The organism is Defluviimonas aquaemixtae (genome assembly GCF_900302475.1).
Classification (GTDB): Bacteria; Pseudomonadota; Alphaproteobacteria; order Rhodobacterales; family Rhodobacteraceae; genus Albidovulum; species Albidovulum aquaemixtae.
Window position 1 is genome coordinate 43,715 of record NZ_OMOQ01000005.1, and the last position, 22,647, is coordinate 66,361.

Annotated in this window: 23 protein-coding genes; 8 read left to right on the forward strand and 15 right to left on the reverse strand. The window is 64.8% G+C overall.

The genetic code is table 11. The features are described from left to right. Positions 1-5 precede the first annotated feature (5 nt). Genes DEA8626_RS19155 through DEA8626_RS19180 form a run of 6 tightly spaced genes read right to left on the reverse strand, consistent with a single transcriptional unit; the run spans position 6 to position 6,998 of the window. On the reverse strand, positions 6-1,319 hold the full coding sequence (locus tag DEA8626_RS19155; protein WP_108854854.1) for a TRAP transporter large permease: 1,314 nt from the start codon (positions 1,317-1,319) through the stop codon (positions 6-8). Positions 1,320-1,328: 9 nt separating this feature from the next. After that, on the reverse strand, positions 1,329-1,859 hold the full coding sequence (locus tag DEA8626_RS19160) for a TRAP transporter small permease (RefSeq protein ID WP_108854855.1): 531 nt from the start codon (positions 1,857-1,859) through the stop codon (positions 1,329-1,331). Between the two features lie 56 nt (positions 1,860-1,915). Continuing rightward, positions 1,916-2,890 (reverse strand): TRAP transporter substrate-binding protein, encoded by a 975-nt coding sequence (locus DEA8626_RS19165; RefSeq protein WP_108854856.1) that lies wholly within the window; start codon positions 2,888-2,890, stop codon positions 1,916-1,918. A gap of 43 nt (positions 2,891-2,933) precedes the next feature. Continuing rightward, a complete protein-coding gene (locus tag DEA8626_RS19170) occupies positions 2,934-4,184 on the reverse strand; it encodes an NAD(P)/FAD-dependent oxidoreductase (RefSeq protein ID WP_108854857.1) in 1,251 nt (416 codons plus the stop codon). Further along, entirely contained in the window at positions 4,181-5,320 is a 1,140-nt protein-coding gene (locus DEA8626_RS19175) for an enolase C-terminal domain-like protein (RefSeq protein WP_245890932.1), read from the reverse strand. The genes DEA8626_RS19170 and DEA8626_RS19175 overlap by 4 nt, the downstream gene beginning before the upstream one ends. Before the next feature lies 1 nt (position 5,321). Further along, the gene (locus DEA8626_RS19180) at positions 5,322-6,998 is read right to left on the reverse strand and encodes a thiamine pyrophosphate-binding protein (RefSeq protein ID WP_108854859.1); all 1,677 of its coding nucleotides are present in this window, start codon (positions 6,996-6,998) and stop codon (positions 5,322-5,324) included. Between the two features lie 124 nt (positions 6,999-7,122). Here DEA8626_RS19180 and DEA8626_RS19185 point away from each other — a divergent pair, with 124 nt between their 5' ends. After that, positions 7,123-7,836, forward strand: a complete 714-nt coding sequence (locus DEA8626_RS19185) for an aspartate/glutamate racemase family protein (RefSeq protein WP_108854860.1) — start codon at positions 7,123-7,125, stop codon at positions 7,834-7,836. A 156-nt stretch (positions 7,837-7,992) separates the two neighbouring features. Further along, positions 7,993-8,610, forward strand: a complete 618-nt coding sequence (locus DEA8626_RS19190; protein ID WP_108854861.1) for a DUF6778 family protein — start codon at positions 7,993-7,995, stop codon at positions 8,608-8,610. Between the two features lie 23 nt (positions 8,611-8,633). On the opposite strand, the gene DEA8626_RS19195 is transcribed toward DEA8626_RS19190, so the two are convergent. Beyond that, positions 8,634-8,927 (reverse strand): chorismate mutase, encoded by a 294-nt coding sequence (locus tag DEA8626_RS19195; RefSeq protein WP_108854862.1) that lies wholly within the window; start codon positions 8,925-8,927, stop codon positions 8,634-8,636. A 95-nt stretch (positions 8,928-9,022) separates the two neighbouring features. Further along, positions 9,023-9,916 (reverse strand): oxygen-dependent coproporphyrinogen oxidase, encoded by an 894-nt coding sequence (gene hemF, locus DEA8626_RS19200; RefSeq protein WP_108854863.1) that lies wholly within the window; start codon positions 9,914-9,916, stop codon positions 9,023-9,025. Positions 9,917-10,061: 145 nt separating this feature from the next. Here hemF and DEA8626_RS20920 point away from each other — a divergent pair, with 145 nt between their 5' ends. Both DEA8626_RS20920 and DEA8626_RS19210 read left to right on the forward strand, forming a co-directional pair. Further along, entirely contained in the window at positions 10,062-10,448 is a 387-nt protein-coding gene (locus tag DEA8626_RS20920) for a hypothetical protein (RefSeq protein ID WP_146188907.1), read from the forward strand. A gap of 10 nt (positions 10,449-10,458) precedes the next feature. After that, on the forward strand, positions 10,459-10,851 hold the full coding sequence (locus tag DEA8626_RS19210) for a hypothetical protein (RefSeq protein WP_108854865.1): 393 nt from the start codon (positions 10,459-10,461) through the stop codon (positions 10,849-10,851). A 9-nt stretch (positions 10,852-10,860) separates the two neighbouring features. Here DEA8626_RS19210 and DEA8626_RS19215 read toward each other — a convergent pair whose 3' ends face one another. The 3 genes from DEA8626_RS19215 to clpS are packed head-to-tail and all read right to left on the reverse strand — an operon-like array spanning position 10,861 to position 13,087. Continuing rightward, entirely contained in the window at positions 10,861-11,670 is an 810-nt protein-coding gene (locus tag DEA8626_RS19215; RefSeq protein WP_108854866.1) for an SDR family NAD(P)-dependent oxidoreductase, read from the reverse strand. Between the two features lie 56 nt (positions 11,671-11,726). Beyond that, positions 11,727-12,746 carry a class I SAM-dependent methyltransferase gene (locus DEA8626_RS19220; protein ID WP_108854867.1) on the reverse strand — a complete coding sequence of 340 codons (1,020 nt, stop codon included), beginning with the start codon at positions 12,744-12,746 and terminating at the stop codon, positions 11,727-11,729. A gap of 20 nt (positions 12,747-12,766) precedes the next feature. Then, positions 12,767-13,087, reverse strand: coding sequence for an ATP-dependent Clp protease adapter ClpS (clpS, locus tag DEA8626_RS19225; RefSeq protein ID WP_181366536.1), 321 nt, complete (start codon positions 13,085-13,087; stop codon positions 12,767-12,769). 171 nt (positions 13,088-13,258) lie between these two features. On the opposite strand from clpS, the gene DEA8626_RS19230 reads away from it, so the two are divergent. Together DEA8626_RS19230 and DEA8626_RS19235 are read left to right on the forward strand one after the other, a co-directional pair. Continuing rightward, complete coding sequence (locus DEA8626_RS19230; RefSeq protein ID WP_108854868.1) at positions 13,259-13,957, forward strand: HAD family hydrolase; 699 nt, start codon at positions 13,259-13,261, stop codon at positions 13,955-13,957. 198 nt (positions 13,958-14,155) lie between these two features. Then, the gene (locus DEA8626_RS19235) at positions 14,156-15,988 is read left to right on the forward strand and encodes a D-alanyl-D-alanine carboxypeptidase family protein (RefSeq protein WP_108854869.1); all 1,833 of its coding nucleotides are present in this window, start codon (positions 14,156-14,158) and stop codon (positions 15,986-15,988) included. Between the two features lie 3 nt (positions 15,989-15,991). Here DEA8626_RS19235 and ccoS read toward each other — a convergent pair whose 3' ends face one another. Genes ccoS through ccoG form a run of 4 tightly spaced genes read right to left on the reverse strand, consistent with a single transcriptional unit; the run spans position 15,992 to position 20,230 of the window. Further along, positions 15,992-16,150 (reverse strand): cbb3-type cytochrome oxidase assembly protein CcoS, encoded by a 159-nt coding sequence (ccoS, locus tag DEA8626_RS19240; RefSeq protein ID WP_108854870.1) that lies wholly within the window; start codon positions 16,148-16,150, stop codon positions 15,992-15,994. Between the two features lie 9 nt (positions 16,151-16,159). Continuing rightward, entirely contained in the window at positions 16,160-18,346 is a 2,187-nt protein-coding gene (locus tag DEA8626_RS19245) for a heavy metal translocating P-type ATPase (protein ID WP_108854871.1), read from the reverse strand. Further along, positions 18,346-18,801, reverse strand: coding sequence for a FixH family protein (locus DEA8626_RS19250; RefSeq protein ID WP_108854872.1), 456 nt, complete (start codon positions 18,799-18,801; stop codon positions 18,346-18,348). The genes DEA8626_RS19245 and DEA8626_RS19250 overlap by 1 nt, the downstream gene beginning before the upstream one ends. A 1-nt stretch (position 18,802) precedes the next feature. After that, positions 18,803-20,230 (reverse strand): cytochrome c oxidase accessory protein CcoG, encoded by a 1,428-nt coding sequence (gene ccoG, locus DEA8626_RS19255; protein ID WP_108854873.1) that lies wholly within the window; start codon positions 20,228-20,230, stop codon positions 18,803-18,805. Between the two features lie 253 nt (positions 20,231-20,483). Between ccoG and DEA8626_RS19260 the strand changes: the two genes are divergently transcribed. Both DEA8626_RS19260 and DEA8626_RS19265 read left to right on the forward strand, forming a co-directional pair. Continuing rightward, positions 20,484-21,776 (forward strand): arylsulfotransferase family protein, encoded by a 1,293-nt coding sequence (locus DEA8626_RS19260; RefSeq protein ID WP_108854874.1) that lies wholly within the window; start codon positions 20,484-20,486, stop codon positions 21,774-21,776. Positions 21,777-21,898: 122 nt separating this feature from the next. Further along, positions 21,899-22,582, forward strand: a complete 684-nt coding sequence (locus DEA8626_RS19265; RefSeq protein ID WP_108854875.1) for a DUF2270 domain-containing protein — start codon at positions 21,899-21,901, stop codon at positions 22,580-22,582. Positions 22,583-22,647: the final 65 nt, after the last annotated feature.

Genomic DNA, 22,647 nt, shown 5'->3' on the forward strand with positions numbered 1-22,647 from the left:
TCAACTCAGCCGCCTGGTCGCTGTCGGATGTTATCAGGCAGCCAGGTGGCCAGTTCGGGGAAGGAGATCAGGACGAAGACCATTACCACCATGATCAGGAACATCGGTATAGCGGCACGGGCGATGAAATTCATCTCATGCCCGGTCATGCCCTGCAGTACGAAGAGGTTAAACCCGATCGGCGGCGTGATCTGCGCCATCTCCACCACCACGACGATGAAGATACCGAACCAGATGATGTCGATGCCCGCCTCGCGGATCATCGGTTCGACCACGGCCATGGTCAGCACGACCGAGGAGATGCCGTCGAGGAAGCAACCGAGCACGATGTAGAAGACGAGAAGCGCCATCAGAAGCTCGAACCGGCTGAGATTAAGCGAGGCGATCAGGTCGGCGAGCCCGCGCGGTAGCCCCGTGAATCCCATCGACAGCGACAGAAACGCCGCCCCCGAGAGGATCAGCGCGATCATCGCCGAGGTGCGCACCGCGCCCATCAGGCTGTCGATAAACGTGGCGAGAGTCAGGGAGCCTTGGCCCGCGGCGAGGATCAGCGATCCGATCACGCCGAACGCCGCCGCCTCGGTCGCCGTCGCATAGCCGAGATACATCGAGCCGATCACCACGAGGATGAGGCAGATGACCGGGATCAGGAACCGCGAGTTCTTGAGCTTTTCGAGGATCGACATCGGCGGCTCTGCCGTGGGCGAGAACTCGCGCGAAAAGACCGACATCAGAGCGACATAGGTCATGAACATGAGCGCGAGCACGAGGCCCGGGAACACGCCCGCCATGAAGAGCTTGGTGATCGATTCATTGATCGTGACGCCATAGACGATCAGCGTCAGCGAGGGCGGGATCATGAGGCCAAGCGTGGCCGCGCCGGCGAGCGTGCCGATGATCATCGTCTCGGGATACTCGCGCTTGCGCAGTTCCGGGATCGACATCTTGCCAACCGTCGTCAGCGTCGCAGCCGATGAGCCGGAGACGGCCGCGAAGACGGTACATCCGACAATGTTGGTGTGCACGAGCCCCCCGGGCAGCCGCGCCATCCAAGGCGCGAGACCACGGAACATGTCCTCCGACAATCGGGTCCGATAAAGAATCTCACCCATCCAGATGAACAGCGGCAAGGCACTCAGTGTCCACGAAGAGGACGAGGTCCAGATCTTGGTGATCATCGCGTCGCCAGCGGGGCGCGTGGTGAAAAGGTCCATCCCCACATATGCAACGCCGATGAGCGCAAGCCCGACCCAGACGCCCGACCCCAGAAGAAAGAAGAGGACGAAGAGGAATATCCCGATCGGTACGAGCTGTTCCATCTTCGGCCCCTATTCTGCGTGGCTCTGGTCGACGAGGTTCGTCCGGATGCCGTGCTCGCCGGTGAATATGAGCCGCAGGAGGTGGTCCCAGAACGCCACCGCCAGCAGGATCGTCCCGGTCGACATCGCCAGCTGAGGTATCCAGATCGGCGTCGCGTCGAGACCCTGGCTGATCTCGTTCAATTTCCAGGACCAGTAGTTTCCCTTGACCGCGTAGCGCGCGAAATATGTGGTGATGACCGCTCCGATGCCAAAGCACCAGATCTCCGCCCAGCGGCGCTTGTCGCCGAGCGCGTTCAGAAACAGCGAAACGCGGATATGCGCGCCGTGGTTCAGCGCGTAGGCGAAGGCGAAGAAGGATGCCGTCGCCATGCAGTAGCCGACATAATCCGTCGCACCGGGAAACACCTGCCCTGTCCACCGCGCGAGCATCTGAAGCACGATGAGAACGAGGATTGCGATCAGGAAAAAGGCGGCGATCACGCCGCCCGCGAGATAGAGAAAGTCAAGAAAGCGCCTGAGCGCCCGCATCGCGGCCATCGATTGTCCCCCGGAGAAGTCCGGCAGGCCGGTTGGACCCGGCCCGCCGGGCGGGCCTAGCCGCCCTTGTACGCGTCAACAATGGCCCGGCCTTCGTCACCGGCCCGTTCCAGCCATTCCTCGGTCATCGTGGCGCCGATGGCTTTCAGCTCCTCCACGAGCGCGTCGCCCGCACGACCGACGGTCATGCCGCCCTCCTTGAGGCCGTTCAAAGTGAACTCGGTGTATTCCTTCGACCGCTGCAACCCCTCGGCCTTGGCCTTGGCGGAGCAATCTTCCAACACTGCCTTGGTCTCGTCCGACAGGCCGTTCCAGGCGTCCATGTTCACCATGACGGCGTTGCGCGGCAGCCAGGCGTCCACCTCGTAGAAGTGCGAGAGATGTTCCCACACCTTGCGGTCATAGCCGGTCGCGCCCGAGGAGATGAAGCTTTCGGCCACGCCGGTCGCCAGCGCCTGGCTGAGCTCGGCCGCCTCGACCTGCACCGGCAGCATGCCGGTAAGCTCGGCCATGCGCGCCGTCGCGGTGGAGTAGGAGCGGAACTTGATTCCGGCCATATCGGCGACCGAGTTCACCTCCTTCTTGAAATAAAGGCCCTGCGGAGGCCACGGCACCGAATAGAGATAGTGAAGGTTCTCCTCCGCCAGCGCCGCAGCGACTTTCGGCCCGGCGATCTCCCACAGCTTCTCGTGCTCATCGAAGGACGAGACGAGGAATGGGATCGAGTCGACTCCGTAAAGCGGGTTCTCGTTCTCATGCGCCGACAAGAGGCGCTCGCCGATATTGGCCTGGCCAGTTTGCACCGCCCGCTTGATCTCGTTGCCCGCGAAAAGCGAGCCCGACGGATGGGTGACGATTTCCAGCTCCCCCGCCGTGCCTTCGGTCACGCAGGCGCCGAAATTCGCGCCGACCTCGGAATGGAAATTCGTCGCCGCATAGGCCATGGGCATATCCCATTTCTCGGCCTGGGCGCCGGTCGCTCCGGCCACGGCAACGGCCGCGGCGGCGAAGAGTTTCGCCGATGTGTTCATGGTTCACTCCCTTTGTCGGTTCTGCGGTTTTTTGGCTTGTTCGTCAGTTAAAGCGGTCGGGGGCATATGGGGCAAGGCTTATGTTCGGCGTCCGGCCCGCGATGAGCTGCGCCAGAACGCGCCCGGTCTTCGGCCCGCCCGTCAGCCCGACATGGTCATGGCCAAAGCCCGCATAAGCGCCCTGGATACCCGGAATCGCCCCGATCAAGGGGATCGAGTCGGCGACGGACGGGCGGTGGCCCATCCATTCGACGGTTCGATTCCACGAAATTCCCGGGATCGCGGCGCGGATACTGCGCTCCAGAAGCTTGATGGGCGCGCGGGACGGCGGCGCGTCGAGTCCGCCGAACTCGACGATCCCGGCGAGCCGCAGCCGCCCGTCCATCGGCGTGACGACGAACTTGCCCGACGCGACCATTACCGGCGAACGCGGCATCACTGACGGCTCCCAAAGTTCCAGGTGATAGCCGCGTTCGGTCTCGATCGGCACATTGAGGCCGAGCTTGCGGGCGAGCGGGCCGGACCAAGCCCCGGTGGCGATCACCGCGGCGTCGCATGGGATGGTCTCGCCACCCGCACGGACGCCCGTCACACGGCCACCGTCACGCACGACATCCTCGACATCGGACCGAAGGATGCGCGCGCCCTGCCCCTCGGCATGGGCGGCGAGGTCCTTTACGTATTGGCCCGGATCGGCGATGCGGCCGTGACCCGCCAGCTTGACTGCGAGGCCCAGCGTTGGCCCGAAGCTCGGGTCGTAGTCGCGGAACGCCTGGCCCTCCAGGACCTCCCAAGTGAACCCGTGCGCCTCGCGCACCGACCAGCCGAAGGCATCGCCGTCGAAATGGGCGCGGTCTTTGTAGAGAAAGAGATAGTCCGACGCCACGATCCACCGCTCGGCGCCAGTACGTTCGGCCAGCGCCTGGTGATCGGCGAGACTATCACCAATGATCGGATACAGCGCGGCCGCGCGGCGGTGCACCGCGGCGTCATTCGCAGTGCGCAGGTAGCGAAAAAGCCACGGCATCAGGCGCGGTAGGTAGCGCCATTTCATGAAGAGCGGCTGGTTCGGATCGAAGAGCATCCGCGGCGCCTTGCGAAGAAGTCCTGGCACCGTCACCGGAATGATCGAGCTGGAGGCTAGCACACCGCCATTGCCGTGGCTCGTCCCTTCGCCCGGCCCCTTGCGGTCGACCAGGACGACATCGTGGCCGTCGCGCTGTAGCCAGATCGCAGTCGAGACGCCGACGATCCCGGCCCCCACGATCACGACAGTCTTCCTTTCGCCGCTCATGCGCCACCCCTCCCCGGCCCCGCGATCGCGTATTTCACGACCCGCTCCATGTCGGGATCGCAGCCGAGCCCCGGCCCGTCCGGCACGACAACGCATCCGTCCTCGATCGGAAAGGGTTTCGACAGCAGGTCCTCAACGAGAAAATAGCGCGCCTGGTAGAATTCGCAGCCGAGCGTGATCTCGGGTGTCGCCGCGATCATGTGCGCGCCCGCGAGATGCGCGAGGCCGGTTTCGAACATGTCACCGCCATAGGCAACAAGCCCCGCCGCCCCGGCGATGCGCGCGACGTCCTGTGCCCGCGCGAGGCCGCCGGCCTTCATGATCTTGACCGACACGCCGTCGCAGATGTCCTGATCGATAGCACTCGCCATGTCATCGGGCCCGAAGACGCTTTCATCCGCCAGAAGCGGCACGTCGATGAGGTTTCGAAGCGTCCACATCGTCGCCCAGTCGCCCGCGGCGACGGGCTGCTCGATGAAATCGGGACCATAGGCGGCGATCTCGGGCACGTCGCGCAAAGCCGCGTTCCGGCTGAGGCCTTGGTTGTAGTCGACGCGCACTGCGAAATCGGGGTGATGCTCGCGGATGTGATCGAGCCGCATGCGGTCGAAGTCCGGTCCGGCGAAGCCCGCCTTGAGCTTCACGATGCGCACGCCGTCCGCTTCGAGCCGCTTCAGGAGCGCCTTGTCAGATTCGAAATCCGGGCTCGCGATCGAGCACGACAGCGGGATCAGCGCAGGCCCGTCTCCGCCCAGAAGTGCCCAGACCGGCCGGCCCGTCAGCTTGCCCGCAAGATCCTGAAGGGCTGTGTCGAGCGCGGCCTTCGCCTCGGTACAGTGGACGATCGCGCGGCTCGCCTCGGCGAGAATGGCGGCATGATCGGCGACGGCGCGTCCGACGACGTGGGGACGAATATAGCGGTCGAGCGCCGCGTAGCTCGCTTCGGGCGAGCCGGTGAAGACGACCCAGGGCGCGGCCTCGCCGAAGCCCTCGACGCCGCCTTCCGTGGTCAGCCGCAGGATCACGACCTCGACCGCGCCCGCAACGGTTCCGATGCCGTGATCGCGGCGTCCCGACACCGGCAACGCGCAGTGCCAGAGATCCATCGCAACGATCCGGTCGTCGAGTTCGCTCACATCAAGCCACCCATTCCGAAACCGGTGCCGCCGCCTCATGCAGCGGCTGGGAAATCACGTCGACCAGCGTCGGTCCGTCATGGGCCAGCGCATCCTTCAGGACCGTGTCGAGGCTCTCGGGATCCTCTACCCGCCACGACTTCACGCCGAATGCGCTGGCGACGGCCGCATGGTCGGTGCGGCCGAAATCGACGTTGTAGAACCGATTGCCGAAACCAACGTTCTGGCCCGCCTTGATCCAGCCGAAGGTCGCGTTGGAGAACACGATCGAGGTGATCGGCATCCGGTGACGGACGATCGTCTCGAACTCGCCGCAGCAGAAGCCGAACGACCCGTCGCCCATCACCGCGACCGTCTTCACGCCCGGCCGCGCCGTGTGCGCTCCCATGGCGGCGGCGAGTGCGTAACCCAGGGCCCCGTGGGCGCGATTCGTGATGAAATGTCGGCCCGCTTCGCGCCACCGGTAGTGGGCCGAGAAATAGGGGCACGGCGTTCCCGGGTCGGCAGCGACAATCGCGTCGACGTCGAGCCGCGCGTACAGGGCGGCAATCACACGTTCGGGTCGTATCGGTATCTCGGCGCTGGCCGCCAGCGGCTGCATAGCTACAAGCTTGATTTGCCAAGCAGCGGCAGCACGTACCTTGCCGTCCTGACCTTTTGAGTGACCGCGCCGCTCAAGTTCGTCGAACAGCGCCGCCAGCACCAGTTTCGCATCCGCCGGAATCGCGACGTCGGTCGGATAGTTCGCGCCAATCACCATCGGATCGCTGTCGATATGGATGACCTTCACGCCCGGCTTGGGCGAACGCCAGCGCTCGGTCGTCACCGAGCCTGCGCGGCAACCGATGAATATGACCAGATCGGCCTCGTCCACCACCGCGCGCGTGGCCGGAACACCGCCGTTCGATCCGACGACGCCGACCGCCTGAGGATGCGTCTCGGCGATCGCCCCCTGCCCCGAGACGGTCGTGGCGATAGGCAGGTCCAGCAATTCGGCCAGCGCCGCGACTTCGTCACACGCGCCCGACAGGACCGGCCCGCCGCCGCAGATCGCCACAGCGCGCATTGCGGCGTCAAGAAGATCGGCCGCCGCCCCAATCGCTGCCGGATCGGGCCCGCTGCGTTCGGCAGGATACGCCCGGTGCCGCGGGTCGGCCCAGATCTCGGCCGGATCGACAGGGGCTTTCTGAGTATCGAACGGAAGGGCGAGGTGCGCAGCACCCGGCCGCCCCGTCGTCATGGCCCGAAACGCCGCCCGGACCATCGACGGCAGCCGGTCAGGCTGGTCGAGCGACGCGTTCCACTTCGTCAGCGGCCGGAACAGCGCCACCTGATCAAGCTCGGTCAGCGGGTAGCGCCCGCGCGAGGTGGTCGCGACATCGGTTGTGATCGCGAGCACAGGCACCGAGCTTTCGTTGGCCTCTACCACGCCAGGCAGGATGTATGTCGCGCCGCCGCCCGAAGGGCCTTCACAGATGCCGGGCTTGCCGCTCATTCGCGCGTAGCCGTCGGCCATGTAGGCCGCGTGCCGCTCGTCGCGCGTCAAGATATGGGTGATGCCGTGATCGAGCCGGGCGAGCGCGTCGTAGAACGGCAGCGTCGTGTCGCCGCACAGGCCGAACATATGGGTAGCACCATGTGCCTGAAGCATACGCACCATCGCCTCGGCGCCGGTCATCTGGTTTCCGCCCTGTTCTGGCACCTCGGACACTCCCTGGACGCTCCCGCTCCGATGCGAAGCTTGTTTGGCCACGTCCACTGTGTCAACGAATAGCGAAGCTTCGGTCAGGGAGGCGCGGAAGGTGGTCAAGGTTCAGGGCGGCAAATCCATCTACGGCGCGGCAGTCGGCATCCTGATGTTGGACGCGCGCTTCCCCCGCATACCGGGCGACATGGGCAACGCGCTGACCTGGCCCTTTCCGGTGCTCTACCGCGTCGTTCGCGATGCGACGCCCGACCGGGTGGTGCGACGTGGCGCAGAAGGCACGCTACCCGCCTTCATCGCCGCCGCCCGCGATCTTGCCCGCGACGGCGCCGACGGGATCACCACGAACTGCGGATTCCTGTCGCTCTTCCAAGATGAGCTTGCCGAGGCGGTGGGCGTGCCGGTCGCGACCTCGTCGCTCATGCAGGTCGGACTCGTGAACCGGCTGCTGCCCAAGGGTCGGCGTGCCGGGATCCTCACGATTTCGGGCTCGACGCTGACGCCGGCTCATCTCGACAAGGCCGGGGTCCCGCCGGGAACGCCCGTGGGATCGACCGAGGGCGGGCGCGAGTTCACTCGGGTCATTCTGAATGACGAGGCCGAGCTCGACACCGAACTCGCTCGGCAGGACAATGTCGAGGCCGCGTTGGCGCTTCGGGCGGCGAATCCCGATTTGGGGGCGATCGTTCTCGAATGCACCAACATGGTGCCCTACGCGGCCGATATCAGGGCCGCGTGCGGCCTGCCGGTCTTCTCGATCTTCAGTTTCATCAGATGGTATCAGGAAGGCCTTGCGCCTGCGCGCCATTGACGCGCACCTGGGCGCTCGGTTCTCGGCTACTGCGGATGACCGCCGCGGGACGCACCCCCCCCGGCCCGCAAACTTGCGGCATCGGGGATCGTGCTATATGAGGTGCGGTGAAAGCACGGGACTACACAGTGTCGTACCGGTAGCGGAATACGAGTGATGCGGATATTGAAGCTTTTCGGAAAGTTTTCTGTTGCTGCGGCCTGCGGTCTCCTGCCCGGCTGTGGCTCAACTTGGTCGGTTTCCTATGACGAATCCGTCGACGCATCAGTTTCTGACGGCTGGCATGCCGGGGCGGTGCAGGTCGAGGTGCCCGAGGACCTGACAGTTACCGACATCAACACGCTGGTTCCGGATGCCGACATCGTCTGGCACGGCGATCCGCCGGGCGACCGCAAGGCACAGGTCGCCGAGATCGTGAGAGCGGGCGTGACCGAGGGCGCCGACGGTCTGGACGGGACGCGAGAGGTCGATTTTCACGTCCTCCTGTCGAGATTCCACGGCGTGACGCCGGCCGCTGTCGCCCTGGCTCCCTCAGCGGTCCACAACATCGACTTCACGATCCAGGCGGTCGACTCTGATACCGGAGAAGAGCTTACCGAACCGGTGGAAATCAGCGCCGATGTCGAAGCCAATCTGGGTGCCATTGCGGTCTTCGCGGCGATGCAGGGCGAAGCCGAAAAGGACCGTATCATCGAACGGATTGCCGAGGTGACGGCAGGCTGGCTTGGCATCGGCCCCGACCCGAGGGGAGAGTTCAAGACGCTAGGCCAGTGAGTATGCCGCGTGTGCAACGGCGCTCAGCGATCGCCGATCGTCGTCTCTTCGCGGGCGATTGACCAGTCGATAATGCGCCGCCAGAGCATTTCGGCGAGCGCCGGGTCGAGCCCTTCCAGCCGCGCTGCCGCACGGATCTTTGTGAAAACTTCTTCCACCCGCGCGTCGATTCGCGCGGGCAAACCCAGCGCCGGCTTCAGCTCGGCCGCGCGATCGATGTAGCCCGAGCGCTCAGCCAGAAGCGCCACCAGCGCGCGGTCGATCCTGTCGATCTCGGCGCGGACGTCGGTCATCGTTGCGCAGTCAGCCGCCTTCATTCCGCCCTCCGTCCGTTTCGCTCGGCGGCCTCATAGCGTGTGCAGCGGGCGGCGGCAATGAGGCCGGAGCGGGCAGCGCGACCGGCCCCGAGGCGTCAAAGCCACTTGGCAAGCGGCGGCAGGCTCATCAACACCGCATTCGCGTCATGTCCTGTCTCCAGGCCAAACTTCGTGCCCCGGTCGTAGACGAGATTGTATTCCGCGTAGAGCCCGCGATGGATGAGCTGCGTTTCGCGGTCGGCCGTGTCCCAGGGGTGCTTCAGTCGCCGTTCGACAATCGGAAGGAAGGCCGGCAAGAAGGCGCGCCCAACATCGCGCGCAAAGGCGAAGTCCGCCTGCCAGTCACCTGTATTCAGGTCGTCGAAGAAGATTCCGCCCACGCCCCGTGCGCGGCCTCTGTGCGGCACGAAAAAATATTCGTCCGCCCAGGACTTGAAGCGCGTATAGTAGTTGGCGTCGTGCGGGTCGCAGGCCGCCGCCAGCACTGCGTGAAAGTGGCTCGTATCCTCGGCATACTCGATGCAGGGATTGAGGTCCGCGCCGCCGCCGAACCACCAGGCATTCGGGGTCCAGAACATGCGCGTGTTCATGTGCACGGCCGGTGCATGAGGGTTCTGCATATGGGCGACCAGGCTGATGCCGGAGGCCCAGAACCGCGGGTCCTTTTCCATTCCCGGCACACCACGCGCGGCCATTGCGGCCTGTGCGCGCTGGCCCAACTTGCCGTAGACCGCCGAGACGTTCACACCGACCTTTTCGAAGACACGGCCGCCGCGCATCACGCTCATGCAGCCGCCCCCTGCGTCGGTGCCGTCATCGCTATCGCGAAGGGTCTGGCTGCGTTCGAAGCGGCCCGGCGCGCGATCGGACAAGGGGCCTGACTCGTGCCGCTCTTCGATCGCCTCGAAGGCTGCGAGAATTTCGTCGCGCAGTGCGCGGAACCATGCAGTCGCGCGCGCCTTTTCCTCTTCAAGCTCCAATGCCTGCATACTCACCCCAGTCACGACCCGCCCTCTTCTGCCTAGCAGACCCGTCGACACCATACCAGAACGACGAAGGTGGCGTCCCGCCCCGCTGGCTCCGGCCCGACAAAACTGTATGCTGACAGGAGTTTCTCTCGTCGCGAGTCGCCTCATGGTTTTATCCTTCCGCCTAATGTTTCGTCCCGCACTACTTTGCCTGTCGCTCGCGAGTGCCTGCGCCGACACGACCACGCATTGCGCCGGTTCAGAGACTCGTGAGCTTCGGATTGTCGAGCGGCTTATCGAAGAAACCCGTGCTGATATCTCGCGAGGCTACCGACGCGAGCGGGTCGACAGCGGGGCCACCGTGAACTTCTGCGTCGGCGGACACGAATCCAATGTCGGTGTGAGTTTCTGCACCGACCCCGGTAGGCGGTCCCGGCCGGTCGCGATCGACGCGGAGGCCGAGGCGCGCAAGCTCGATGCACTTCTGGCGCGCCGCGATCGGCTTCGGGCCGCGATTGCGGCAAGTCAGTTTGCCTGCGGTGGTTCGGTATGAGAGGGCGACGATGCGCACGGCATATCTAATCGCAGCATTTGTCCTAATGGTTGCAGCATGCGGCACGAAGCAAGAGCAATGCATACGCACAGCAACGCGCGAAATCCGGACGCTCGATCATCTGACTGCCGAAGCCGAGGCCAACCTGGCGCGCGGCTACGCGTATGAGGAACGGGAGATCGTGCGCCATGTCTGGCAGCGCTGCGACAACGGCCTGTTCGATCCGGGCCATCCGCGTCGCATGTGTTTCGAACCGGTCTTCGACACGGTTCGCCGGCCCGTTGCCATCGATCCGGCAGCCGAGACCCGAAAACTTGATGGCCTGAAAGCGCGGCGTGCGGCACTCGTTGGCCCTGTCAGCGCCCGGATCGAAAGCTGCCGTGTGACCTATCCCGAAAGCTGAGCCTGATGCTCAGTAAGCCGGCACCTGAACAGGATCGAGAAGCCCACGCCCGCCATCGACGGTCAGGATCTGCCCGGTCACGAAGCCGGAGCCATCGGAGGCGAGGTACTGCACGGAGTCGACAAGCTCGCTCGCCGCGGCGATGCGGCCGAGCGGCGTCCCCTCCGCAATCGCGTCACGCCAATCGGGATTATCCTTCAGCCGGGCCTGCAGGCTTGCGGTCATGACGCTGGCAAGTGAGACGGCGTTGACCCGGATACGGTGGGAAGCGAGAGCCACCGCGAGCGACCGCGTCGCCTGGTTGAGCGCCGCTTCGGCGATCGAGTAGGCCAGAAGATCTGGCTGGGCGCGATGGGCGGCCAGCGTGGAGACGTTGACGATGGCGCCGATCGGTCCTTCGATCTGCTCCTCCTTCTGTGCCTGCACGATCATGCGCTTCGCCGCCATCTGCGACAGTCTGAGAGAGGCCAGCAGGTTCAAGTTCAGCATCGCCTCGAGCGCCGGATCATCTGCATTCAGCGGGTCCGACGACATGATGCCCCGGCTTGCATTGACGACGATGTCGATGCGTTCGAAGGCGTCCACCGTCGCCGAAAGCAGGTTGGCGAGCGTCAGCCTCTGGCTCAGATCGCCGCCGAAATAGCGGACTTCACCCTCTTCCGCCGCGTCCTGGCGCAATTCGTCGGCCAGGCGCGACTCGTCGTTGTCCGCGAACATCACGCGGGCGCCCCGGTCCACGAAATGCCGCCCGATAGCGAGGCCGACCCCGGCCGCGGCCCCGGTGACGATGGCGGTCTTTCCGGCGATGGAGAGGGACATCTTTGATTTCCTGCCTTGAGGTCGGGTCGCGTGATTCTGGCGCAGACTAGTGGATATCAACGCCGTGGGCGAGCGGTGGCGGGAGCTACCGCCACGGGCCGCGCAGCGGCGAATATCTTAAAGCCGGAGTCGCCCCCAATCTCGGCGACCTCGCGGAAATTGGCCCTCAGCACAGCCTCGTAGGGAAGGTGACGGTTCGCGACCAGGTAGAGCCGCCCTTGCGGCGCGAGCATTTCTGCGGCAGCCGCGATGAAGGCAGCCCCGAGCGCCGGATCGGCCGCGCGGCCAACGTGAAAGGGCGGATTCGTGACGACCGTCGCCGGGCGTCCGTCTGACTTAAACAATGTCGCGTCCGCCCAATGAAAATGCGCCCTCGGGTCGGTCACGTTCGCCCGCGCGCATTCGAGCGCAGCGTGATCAGCCTCGATCAGATCGAGGCTCATCACGTCCGGCCGGGCGAGGATCGCGGTGGCGAGAAAACCCCAACCCGCCCCCAGCTCGACCACATGTCCAGACAGATCGCCGGGCAGCGCTGCGGCAAGAAGTTCGGACCCGCGGTCAGGCCGGTCGGCCGCGAAGACGCCAGGCATGGTAGTGAAGCCTGGCGCCGGGCAGAGGGGGGTTGCCATCCAGTCGTCGAATTCGGGACCCGCCGCGAAGCGGAAGATCTTGCCATGCGCCTTGGCGAGCGGGGCGGAGATCGCCACCCGCGACCGGATATCCCGGATCATCGAATCCACGCCGTCGGTTTTCTGCCCGTCGATCCAGACTGGCCCGCCGGCGACGACCTTCGCGGTCGCCCCCGCGATGCGGGCACGCGCTTCGCCCCGGGCGCGCGGCAGCACCACGACGGCCGCCGCGAAGCCGTCGCCAGCCTCGGCGATCGAGGGGACGACATGCCATCCGTGCCGGGCAAGCGCTGCGTGGTCGGGGTAGAACCCCTGGACGACGACGGTCCGGTCCTTCGGAAAGATGGACAGATCGGCCGCGGCGCGTGGCCCGGTGAGGAGCACACGGCCGGATGCGGGCAGCGCATCTGCGCCCTGAAGCGCAAGGGAAAATCTCGGATGAGCCATCCAGGGCTGGGGGCCGGCCCCTATTCCTTTTCCATCGTGCATTGCAGCGGGTGCTGATGGCGGCGCGAGAAGTCCATCACCTGCGCCACTTTCGTCTCTGCGACCTCGAACGAGAAGACGCCCACGACGGCGAGGCCCTTCTTATGCACGGTCAGCATCACCTCAAAGGCCTGACTGTGTGTCATCCCGAAGAACCGCTCAAGCACATGGACGACAAATTCCATGGGCGTGTAGTCGTCATTCAGAAGCAGCACCTTGTATAGCGGCGGACGCTGCGTCTTCGGACGCGTTTTGGTGATCACCGAAGTATCGGGTGAACCACCTCGCTTGTCGTCCGACAAAATGATGGGGTGCAGCGGCACCAATCGACACTCCTTCGGGGGCCGCGACCGGAATCGGCGCGACGCTTGGGTCTTCCAATATAGTCCCATCACCAAATGTGAAAAGGGTCGCGATGCCGCGGATTGCGTCCGGAAGCGCAAAGGGTCAAGAATCACGGCGCGGGGGATTACATGTCCGGACTGACCACGATCGCCTTCGATGCCGACGACACACTGTGGCATAATGAGCGGTTTTTCCAACTCACGCAGGCGCGGTTTGCCGAGCTCCTGGCCGACTACGCACCGCCCGTCCACCTGGCCGAGCGGCTTGAGGCGGCGGAGCGGCGCAACCTTGGCCGTTACGGATTCGGCATCAAGGGCTTCGTACTGTCGATGATCGAAACCGCGCTTGACGTTACCGGCGACAAGGCCCCCGCACCGGTAATCCGGGAGCTCGTATCGGCCGGGCACGAGATGCTCGCCCACCCAATCGAGCTTCTGCCCCACGCCCGCGAGATTGTCGCGGCGCTCGCGCCAGACTACCGCATCCTCCTGATAACAAAGGGCGATCTTCTCGACCAAGAGCGCAAGCTGGCCCATTCCGGGCTCGGCGATCTGTTCGACGGGGTCGAGATCGTGTCGGACAAGACGCCCCCCGTCTATGCCCGCGTGTTCGAGCGGCACGGGGCCGAACCCTCGGCTGCGATGATGGTCGGCAATTCTATGAAGTCGGATGTCCGGCCAGTCCTCGATCTCGGCGCTTGGGGCGTGCACGTGCCGCACGAGCTCACATGGGGCTACGAACTGGTGCCGCCGCCCGTAGGTCACGCGCGATTCCGCAGCCTGCCCAATCTTGGCGCGCTCCCTGCGCTGGTGTCGGAGATCGGGTGATCCCGGCGCCACGGCACGATTGCCGAGGCGTGGACATCCTCGGACCTGCATCGACGACGCGGCTATTCTGCGACTGTTGATGCTCCGAGAACAAATTCGTTGAAAATCCGGTGTTTTCGCAACTTCTCTCATGTGCTATCGTGAGATCAAATCACCAAGCCCCGGCGCAAAGATCGGGGCGCGAGGCAGGAAAAGAACGTGAGACAGGTGCTTGCTTGTCCGGGGCAGTGCGTCCATCGCACCGGCGTATTTATCGCGGTTGTGCTGGTATTGATACTGGCACCGGTAGTCGTCTACGCCGCGCCCTATGCGGCTTATGTCATCGACGCCCGCACGGGCCGCGTGCTGCATGAGGAGAATGCCCATACGCGGCTGCATCCGGCATCCCTGACCAAGATGATGACACTCTATATTGCTTTCGAGGCGATCGAACGCGGTGAGATCTCGCTCGACAGCAGGGTCAGGATTTCCAAGCACGCGGCGTCGCAGCCACCCTCCAAGCTCGGGCTCCGGGCGGGCCAGACGATCGCGCTGCGATACCTGATCCGCGCAGCAGCCATCAAGTCGGCCAATGACGCGGCGACGGCCATTGGCGAGGCGATCGAAGGCTCCGAAAGCGCCTTCGCGCGGCGCATGACGCGCACCTCCAAGGCGCTCGGGATGACGAAGACAACCTTCGCGAACGCGAACGGGCTGACCGCCAAGGGCCACCTGTCGACAGCCCGCGACATGACGCTGCTCGGCAGGCATCTTTTCTACGACTACCCGCAATACTACAACCTCTTCTCGCGCACTTCTGCCGATGCGGGAATCGCCAAGGTCGCCTCGACCAATCGCCGGTTCCTCGGCGCTTACAAGGGCGCGGACGGGATCAAGACGGGCTATACCTCGGCCGCCGGCTTCAACCTGACCGCCTCGGCGCAGCGCGGCAGCAAACGGATCATCGCGACAGTGTTCGGCGGCAAGTCGACCGCGTCGCGCAACCAGCGCGTGGCCGAGCTTCTGGATCTCGGCTTCGGCAAGGCACCGAACCGGGTGGCGGTGCAGAAGCCCGCGCGCCCGGCCTATTCCGGCGAAGAGGAAACCGAACCGCTCATCCTGGCCGACGCGCCGAGCGGCAGCCGCAACCTGGCGCCCGGCAAAACCATCCGCCTGAACGTGGCCGTCAAGACGAGCCCGCGGCCCAAGGCGCGTCCGGTGCCGGGCGGCGCGGAACCGTCGGAAACGCTGCTCGTCGCCATGCAGGATTCGATCGACGCGGTCCTGGCGGAAGCGCAAGAAGAACCAGCAAAGGCAGCCAAAACCGAAGTGATCGCGGAAGCAGTGGTCGAAGCCGCCACCGCGCCTATCGAAGTGGCGCCGACCGACACCGAGGGGGCGGATGTGGCCGAGGCGGCACCCGTCGTTCCTGAGGTGCCGCAGTTTGTTCAGGATACTGCTCCGCAGCCGGAAACGCTGGCCGCCATTGCCGCTACGGAGGCAGTGGACGAGGACGCGCCTGCGGAAGCGGCACTCTCGCTCGCCAACGCCTCGTCGATCGCGCCCACAGCTTCACCCAAGCCTGCACCCTCGCCACTGCGCCTCGCCGATACGGAGATAGCAGAGCCCGTCGAACTGGCCGCGGCCACCGAACCTGATGCCCTGCCCGAGACTGAACGGGTCTCGGCGCCAGCCGACGAACCGGCGGCTGCGCCGAAGTCCCGGCCCGAACAACTGGTTCTCGCATCGCTTGCGGTGGAAGAACCCGAAACGGCCGAAGAGCCGCTCGAGGTCGTGACGCGCGTCTCAACCTCTGGCGGGCGGCAATGGGCGATCAATGTCGGCCACTACGGGTCGCGCTACAACGCCGAACGCCAACTTCTTCAAACCGCGCTAGTCGAGATGAACACGCTCGACGAGGCGCTGCGCAAGGTGGTTGCCAAACGCGGCGGTTATGACGCGAACTTTGTCGGGATGACGCAGGAGATTGCTGAACTTGCCTGCCGCCGACTGCAGGCCCGTCAGACCGAATGCACGGTGATCGGCCCCTGACGCTCACGGTTTTGGCCGGTCGTCCCAGTCTTTCTGAAGAATGCGACGGGCGTCGCCCTCGGGGTCGTCGTACTGTCGCGTCCTGAGCGACCAGAGAAAGGCCACAAGCCCAATCCCGCCGAGGAAAAGCGACACCGGAATAAGATAGGCGAGGATCTCCATGCCGACCTCCTATTTCAGCCTGAGCGCGTTCAGCGAAACCGTCAGCGAGGACGCCGACATGGCGAGCGCCGCGATCAGTGGCGTGGCGAAACCCGCAAGCGCGATGGGCACGGCGATCGCGTTGTAGCCGAGCGACAGGCCGAAGTTCTCCTTGATGCGCCTGCGCGCCTTTGCGGCGACCCGCAGCGCCTCGGGCAGCGGTGCGAGATCCTGCCCCAGAAGCACGATATCCGAGGCCACCCGCGCCGCGTCGAGCGCGGAAGCGGGCGAGATCGACACATGGGCCGAGGCTAGCGCGGCGGTGTCGTTCAGGCCGTCACCCACCATAAGGACGCGTGCGCCCTCGTCCCGCAACTCGGCGATCCGGGCAGACTTCTCTTCGGGACGCTGGGCCGACCGCCAGTCCGCGATGCCGAGCCGGGCCGCGAGCGCGGAGACCGGCGCTTCGCCGTCGCCCGAAAGCAGTAGCACACGCTTGCCGGCGGCCTTCAGCGCCGCCACCGCCTCCGCAGCGCCGGGACGCGGGCGGTCGGAGAAGACGAAGCCATGGGCCAGGTCGTCGCCGATCCCGAGATAGGTCGCGGTCTCGCCCACCGCCTCCGCGCCAACCCATTCGGCGCGTCCGAGACGCACGCGCTGCCCTTCCCAGCGCCCTTCGACGCCAAAGCCCGGGACTTCCTTCACGTTGCTCACGCGGGCCGCGGCAATCCCCATCACCGCAATCCCCGACGCAAGCGCGCGTGAGAGGGGGTGCGCCGATCCGGCGGCGAGCGCGACGGCAATTTCCAACTCGGCTCTCGGATGCGCTTCCAGATCCATCGGTTGCGGCGCGCCAAGCGTCAGCGTGCCGGTCTTGTCGAAGACGACGGTATCGACCTCGGCCAGCCGCTCGAGCGCCGTGCCATCCTTGATGAGGAAGCCCCGCCGAAACAGCCGACCGGAGGCGGAGGTCACTACGGCAGGCACGGCAAGCGCGAGCGCGCATGGGCACGTGATGATCAGGACCGCCGCCGCGATGTTGAGCGACAAACGAAGGTCGCCGGTCGCGGTCATCCATCCGGTGAGGGCCGCAAGCGCCAGAAAATGCACGGCCGGGGCGTAGGCCCGCGCCATGCGGTCGGCGAGCGAGGTGTAGCGCGTCCTGGCGCTTTCGGCGACCGCGACAAGATCGGCCATACGGTGAAGCGAACTGTCGCGACCGGCGGCAGTGACCGTCAGCGTCAAGGGGCCGGTCAAGTTCACCTCTCCCGCACTGACGGTCATGCCTTCGGCGGCCCGGACCGGCAGGGTCTCGCCGGTCAGCAACGACCGGTCGATCTCGGAAGCGCCCTCGGCGACGATACCGTCCGCCGGCATCCGCGCGCCGGGCCGCACGAACACGAGATCCCCGGGCGCGAGATCGGCGACCGGAACGACCTGTTCGCTTCCATCGATCAGCCGCGTCGCCCGCGGCACTTCGAGCGCTGCAAGTTCTTCCGCTGCGGATCGCGCCGCAGCGCGCGAGCGGTAGTCGAGGTAGCGGCCGGCCAAAAGGAAGAAGCAAAGCGATACGGCCGCGTCGAAATAGGCGTAGTGCCCACCCTCGAAGGTCTCGTAGAGCGACATCGACGCCGCGAGGACAAGCGCGAGCGAGATGGGCACGTCCATGCCGAGCCGGCGTGCCTTGAGCGCGGTGAAAGCGGCCGAGAAGAACGGCTGGCCCGCAAAGGCGAGCGTCGGCAGGGCGATGGCGGCGGAGATCCAGTGGAAGAGTTCGCGCGTTGCAGCCTCGGCGCCCGACCAGACAGCAACTGACAAAAGCATGATATTCATCATTGCGAAGCCCGCGACGCCGAGCCGCATGAGAAGGTCGCGCCCGCGCCGGTCGGTCTCGGTGGTCGACAGCAGCCCCGGATCGAGCTCGTACGCGGGATAGCCGATCGCGTCCAACACCTCGATCAGCCCCGCCGCCGACACGTTTGGCCCGGCCTCGACCGAGACGCGCTTCAGCGTCAAGTTCACGCGCGCCGAACGAACGCCGGGAAGGGCCGCAAGCGCGCGTTCGACGTCGGAGATGCAGACCGCACAGTGGACGGTGGGCAGCGACAGAACGAGACCGGCGCGGTCCTGATCCGCGCCCCGCTCGGCCAATGTTTCGGCCGCGGGTGCCGCGACGCAGGCGGGGCAAGCCGAAACCGCTGTCGCAGCCGTCGCCATCAGTCCCTCACGAACAGATTGAGCCGCTGGTGAAAGAGCGTTCCGTCACCAGCGTAAGCTTCGAGTAGAATCATCCACTTGCCCGGGCCCAGTTCTGCCGGCGCGCTGTAGCTCGATCCGTCCCATACGAAAGCAGGCGAGATATCGTTGGCCGCCTCGGTCGTCCGACCGACGAGCGCCGTCAGCCGATCGACCTGCACCGGACGCCCGCCGATGCCTCGGAACTTCAGCCGCAGAGTTCCGGCCTCGTAGCTGTGCGACAGCGACCAGCCCAGCGCTTCCTGCGCCGCGCGTGCCGCTTCAAACCGCTGCGAAGCGACGTAGGAATTCTTCACCTCGAGCCCGGGAAAGGTCCGGACAGCCTGCACCGCCATGACTACGTTCACACCGATGATCACCGCGAAGGCCGAAGCGGCAATGAAGAATACCTTGCGGCCGGTCAGTTCGCCCTTCATCTCAGTTTCCCGATCCGTTGAAGACAGTGTCGGCGTGAACGCGGTCGCCCGCGACGGTATCGCCGATCCAGAGCCGGATATCAGTGCGCTCGGAGCTGGCCGCCGACGTTCCGGCCGGCGCGGTCACGTAAAGGCGCTGCGTGAGCGTCGAGTCCGCGGGCACCACGACTTCGAGTGCGTCGAAGCCTTCGAGTTCGAGCATGAAGCGCGCGTCTGCGCTGATCGAAATGCGGAAGGGCCGGTCTTCACCATGCTTGTTGCGCAGGCGCAGCGCGTAGGCATTGCGGATCGCCCCGTCCGAAAGCGTGACGTAAAGCGGATTTCGCTCGGGCGTCACACTCACGTCGATGGGCGACCGGATGAACAGAGCCACGATCATCGCGACGCCAATCAGCGACCAGAGCATCGTGTAAAGGATCGTGCGCGGCCGAAAGATGTGCTTCCAGACATTCTTCGGCGGTTGGCCTTCACGCTCGGCCGTCTCGTCCTTCAGCGCCATGTAGTCGATCAGACCGTGCGGCTTGCCGATCCGATCCATGACCTCGTTGCAGGCGTCGATGCAGAGCGCGCAGGTGATGCATTCGAGCTGCTGGCCCTCGCGGATGTCAATCCCCATCGGGCAGACATTAACGCAGGCCATGCAGTCGATGCAGTCGCCCTGGTCGGGGTCAAGTTCGCCCTTCTTCAACTTGCCGCGCGGTTCGCCCCGCCATTCGCGGTAGGCGACGACCAGCGTGTCCTCGTCCATCATCGCCGCCTGGATGCGCGGCCAGGGGCAGGCATAGATGCAGATCTGCTCGCGTGCGAAACCGCCAAAGAAGAACGTGGTGAAAGTCAGGATCGCCATCGTCGTGTAGGCGACGGGATGCGCCTGCCCGGTGACGAGGTCGCGCGCCAGCGTCGGCGCGTCGGTGAAGTAGAAGACCCAGGCGCCGCCGGTCGCGAGCCCGATGAGCAGCCACAGCACCCACTTCGTCACGCGCAGGCGTGCCTTACGGACATTCCACTTGGCGTTCCAAAGCCTGACGCGCGCGTTGCGGTCGCCTTCAACCCAGCGTTCGACCAAAATGAATAGGTCGGTCCACACGGTCTGCGGACAGGCATATCCGCACCAGACGCGGCCCAGCGCCGACGTGAAAAGAAAGAGCCCCAAGCCCGCCATGATGAGAAGTCCGGCGACGAAGTAGAACTCGTCGGGCCAGATCTCGATCATGAAGAAGAAGAAGCGTCGGTTGGCGAGATCGACGAGCACCGCCTGATCCGGCAGGTTGGGTCCCCGGTCCCATCGAACCCACGGGGTGATGTAGTAGATCCCCAGCGTCACGGCCATGATGATCCACTTGAGATTGCGGAACGCCCCGCTGACGCGGCGCGGAAAGACCGGCTCGCGCGCGGCATAAAGTGCCGGAGGAGTTTCGGTGGAACTCATGACTTCGCCTTGGATCCTCTGTTCGCAGTTTGCTCATAGGCCAGCGTACCGTCAGTGGGCTTTGATGTAGGTCAATCCGGCCGGAATGCGTGATCCATCCTGCGTCGTATCGGAATTTGGGCGAGTGTCGGGGCGGGTTGAGTAGCCTGCGCCCCCAGCCGCATTGTTTTTCAAGTGAATTTCGCTATGCTGCGCGAGATTTAGAAGCGGGCATGGTCCCAGAGATTTCCTGCGCGACGATATTGTGGTGGGCATGAACTGGATTAAGAGGCACGGCTTTTCCGTCGTCAGGCGCGTCGCGGTCCTGTTTCTCGCCTTCGTCACCGGCCTGTTGCTTGGCGTCCTGTTGCTGCCGCCGGCACCGCAGCTGCAGTACGTCCTCGACACGATCCGCGAGATCCGGATTTATGCCACATCGTTCCTGAGGAACACGCCAAAGCAGCACATCCGTCCGAGGACGCACGAGGGGGACGGCGTCGTCACGGCTGTTCCCGAGCGGATGGCGCCCGGGGTGACCTTCATGTCGGGGCTCTTCGGCAATACGCTGGGCTTCCGGCTTTACGCCGCCGATGGTGAGCTATTGTACGAATGGCCAATCAATTTTTTCACGATTGCGCCCGAGGAGATGAAGCACAAGTTCCACGCCCTTATCCACGGAGCCCATCTATACGAGAACGGCGATATCGTCGCCAACCTCGACGGCCGGAGCCTCGTTCGTTTCGATGTTTGTGGCCGAATCCTGTGGCGCAGCGACAGGAAGAGCCATCACTCGATCGACATCGACGACGACGGCCGTATCTGGACGCCCACCGCCGGGCAGGAATATGTCGGCGTTTCTTCCGCCGACACGCGGTTTCGATTTGACGGCGTCGCCGCCTTCGACCCGGACACTGGCGCGAAGCTGGTCGATATTGACCTCGTCGACTCCCTGCTGCAGTCGGATATGGTCGGCCTCGTCCAGACCAACTACAATCGGCGCGAGGATATCATGCATCTCAACGATGCCGATGTCCTTGACTCAGAGCTAGCGCCGGCCTTCCCGATGTTCGAGGCGGGCGACATCATGCTCTCCTCGCGCAATCTATTCCAGCTTTGGGTGATCGACGGCGATAGCCACGACCTGAAGTGGCATTTCGCCGGCCCGCTAATCGGCCAACACGACGCAGATTTCCGCCCTGATGGGACGATCTCGGTGCTGGACAATCGGCCGAAAGGCGACACGCTGGCCTTCCAGGGCGAGAATGGGGCGCATGAAGGTAGCCGCATCCTGTCCATCGACCCGGCCGACGACTCAACCCACGTCCTTTACCAATCCGACGAACACAACTGGTTCTATACCCCATTCCGCGGCAAGCATCAGATCCTTCGTAACGGCAACATTCTGATCGTAGAAACGGATGTCGGCCGCGTCTTCGAGGTGACACCGGATGGCGAGGTGGTCTGGTCCTTTATCAATGGCTGGGACGACACGCGTGTCGGTTGGGTGATGGGGGCCACGCGGCATCCCGAAAGCTACGCTCGCATCGGCGAGACGGAGTGCGACTGACACTTTGTCCCAAACCGCAATTCGGCACTCTGACATTCACCGTTGCCCTGACGCCCCATTCTGTTGCTGAATGGTTTCGGTCGCCGGGTGCCCAGAAGCGGCGCCGGCAAGGAAGGCGCGCGATGTCGGAAAAACGCCACGCAGCGGAACTCGAGGAATTCTCCCCCGCCGAGATTGGCGCGCTTGCCCATCTTTACCGGGCGGAGGTGTACCGCTCCACGATCTGGCGCACGCGTCTTGACACGACGAGCAACTGGGCGGTTGTCACGCTCGGCGTGGCGCTGTCGATCACCTTCTCGGCGCCCGATGCGTCGCCGATACCCCTGCTGCTGGTCGGCATCCTCATCTTTCTCTTCTTGGCGCTGGAAGCGCGGCGCTACCGCTACTTCAACGTCTGGCGCGCACGCGCGCGCTGGCTGGAACGGTTCTTCTACGTGCCCATGCTGCGCGACGGAGATCTGCATACCGAAACCGATTGGCAGAAGATCCTGGCCGACGACTACTTCTATCCGCGCTATCACGTCTCCTATCTTGTCGCCGTCGCCCGCCGGGTGCGCAACAACTACCTCTGGATTCTCCTGATCCAGACTGCCGCCTATATCGGCAAGCTCCTCGTGCATCCGTTTCCGGTCACCTCCGTCGAGAGCTTCATCAATCGCGCGAAGATCGGCCCGCTCGTTCCCGGAGAAACCGTCCTGGTGGTCGGCGTACTGTATATCGCGTGCTGGATCGGGCTCGCGGTCTGGGTTGGCCGGCGCGACGCGAAACGTGCCCGCGAACGCGGCGGCCTGCCGACGATGGGCTGAAGTTTCAAGCATCGGCACCCCAGGAAACGCGCGAACAGGACGGGGCGCCGATGCTCTCTATCCGG

Coding starts and splice junctions, on each gene's coding strand:
- DEA8626_RS19155 (WP_108854854.1), bottom strand. CDS start 1,319: ATGGAACAGCTCGTACCGATCGGGATATTCCTCTTCGTCCTCTTCTTT.
- DEA8626_RS19160 (WP_108854855.1), bottom strand. CDS start 1,859: ATGGCCGCGATGCGGGCGCTCAGGCGCTTTCTTGACTTTCTCTATCTC.
- DEA8626_RS19165 (WP_108854856.1), bottom strand. CDS start 2,890: ATGAACACATCGGCGAAACTCTTCGCCGCCGCGGCCGTTGCCGTGGCC.
- DEA8626_RS19170 (WP_108854857.1), bottom strand. CDS start 4,184: ATGAGCGGCGAAAGGAAGACTGTCGTGATCGTGGGGGCCGGGATCGTC.
- DEA8626_RS19180 (WP_108854859.1), bottom strand. CDS start 6,998: ATGACCGGCGCCGAGGCGATGGTGCGTATGCTTCAGGCACATGGTGCT.
- DEA8626_RS19190 (WP_108854861.1), top strand. CDS start 7,993: ATGCGGATATTGAAGCTTTTCGGAAAGTTTTCTGTTGCTGCGGCCTGC.
- DEA8626_RS19195 (WP_108854862.1), bottom strand. CDS start 8,927: ATGAAGGCGGCTGACTGCGCAACGATGACCGACGTCCGCGCCGAGATC.
- hemF (WP_108854863.1), bottom strand. CDS start 9,916: ATGCAGGCATTGGAGCTTGAAGAGGAAAAGGCGCGCGCGACTGCATGG.
- DEA8626_RS20920 (WP_146188907.1), top strand. CDS start 10,062: ATGGTTTTATCCTTCCGCCTAATGTTTCGTCCCGCACTACTTTGCCTG.
- DEA8626_RS19210 (WP_108854865.1), top strand. CDS start 10,459: ATGCGCACGGCATATCTAATCGCAGCATTTGTCCTAATGGTTGCAGCA.
- DEA8626_RS19215 (WP_108854866.1), bottom strand. CDS start 11,670: ATGTCCCTCTCCATCGCCGGAAAGACCGCCATCGTCACCGGGGCCGCG.
- DEA8626_RS19220 (WP_108854867.1), bottom strand. CDS start 12,746: ATGGCTCATCCGAGATTTTCCCTTGCGCTTCAGGGCGCAGATGCGCTG.
- DEA8626_RS19230 (WP_108854868.1), top strand. CDS start 13,259: ATGTCCGGACTGACCACGATCGCCTTCGATGCCGACGACACACTGTGG.
- ccoS (WP_108854870.1), bottom strand. CDS start 16,150: ATGGAGATCCTCGCCTATCTTATTCCGGTGTCGCTTTTCCTCGGCGGG.
- DEA8626_RS19245 (WP_108854871.1), bottom strand. CDS start 18,346: ATGGCGACGGCTGCGACAGCGGTTTCGGCTTGCCCCGCCTGCGTCGCG.
- DEA8626_RS19250 (WP_108854872.1), bottom strand. CDS start 18,801: ATGAAGGGCGAACTGACCGGCCGCAAGGTATTCTTCATTGCCGCTTCG.
- ccoG (WP_108854873.1), bottom strand. CDS start 20,230: ATGAGTTCCACCGAAACTCCTCCGGCACTTTATGCCGCGCGCGAGCCG.
- DEA8626_RS19260 (WP_108854874.1), top strand. CDS start 20,484: ATGAACTGGATTAAGAGGCACGGCTTTTCCGTCGTCAGGCGCGTCGCG.
- DEA8626_RS19265 (WP_108854875.1), top strand. CDS start 21,899: ATGTCGGAAAAACGCCACGCAGCGGAACTCGAGGAATTCTCCCCCGCC.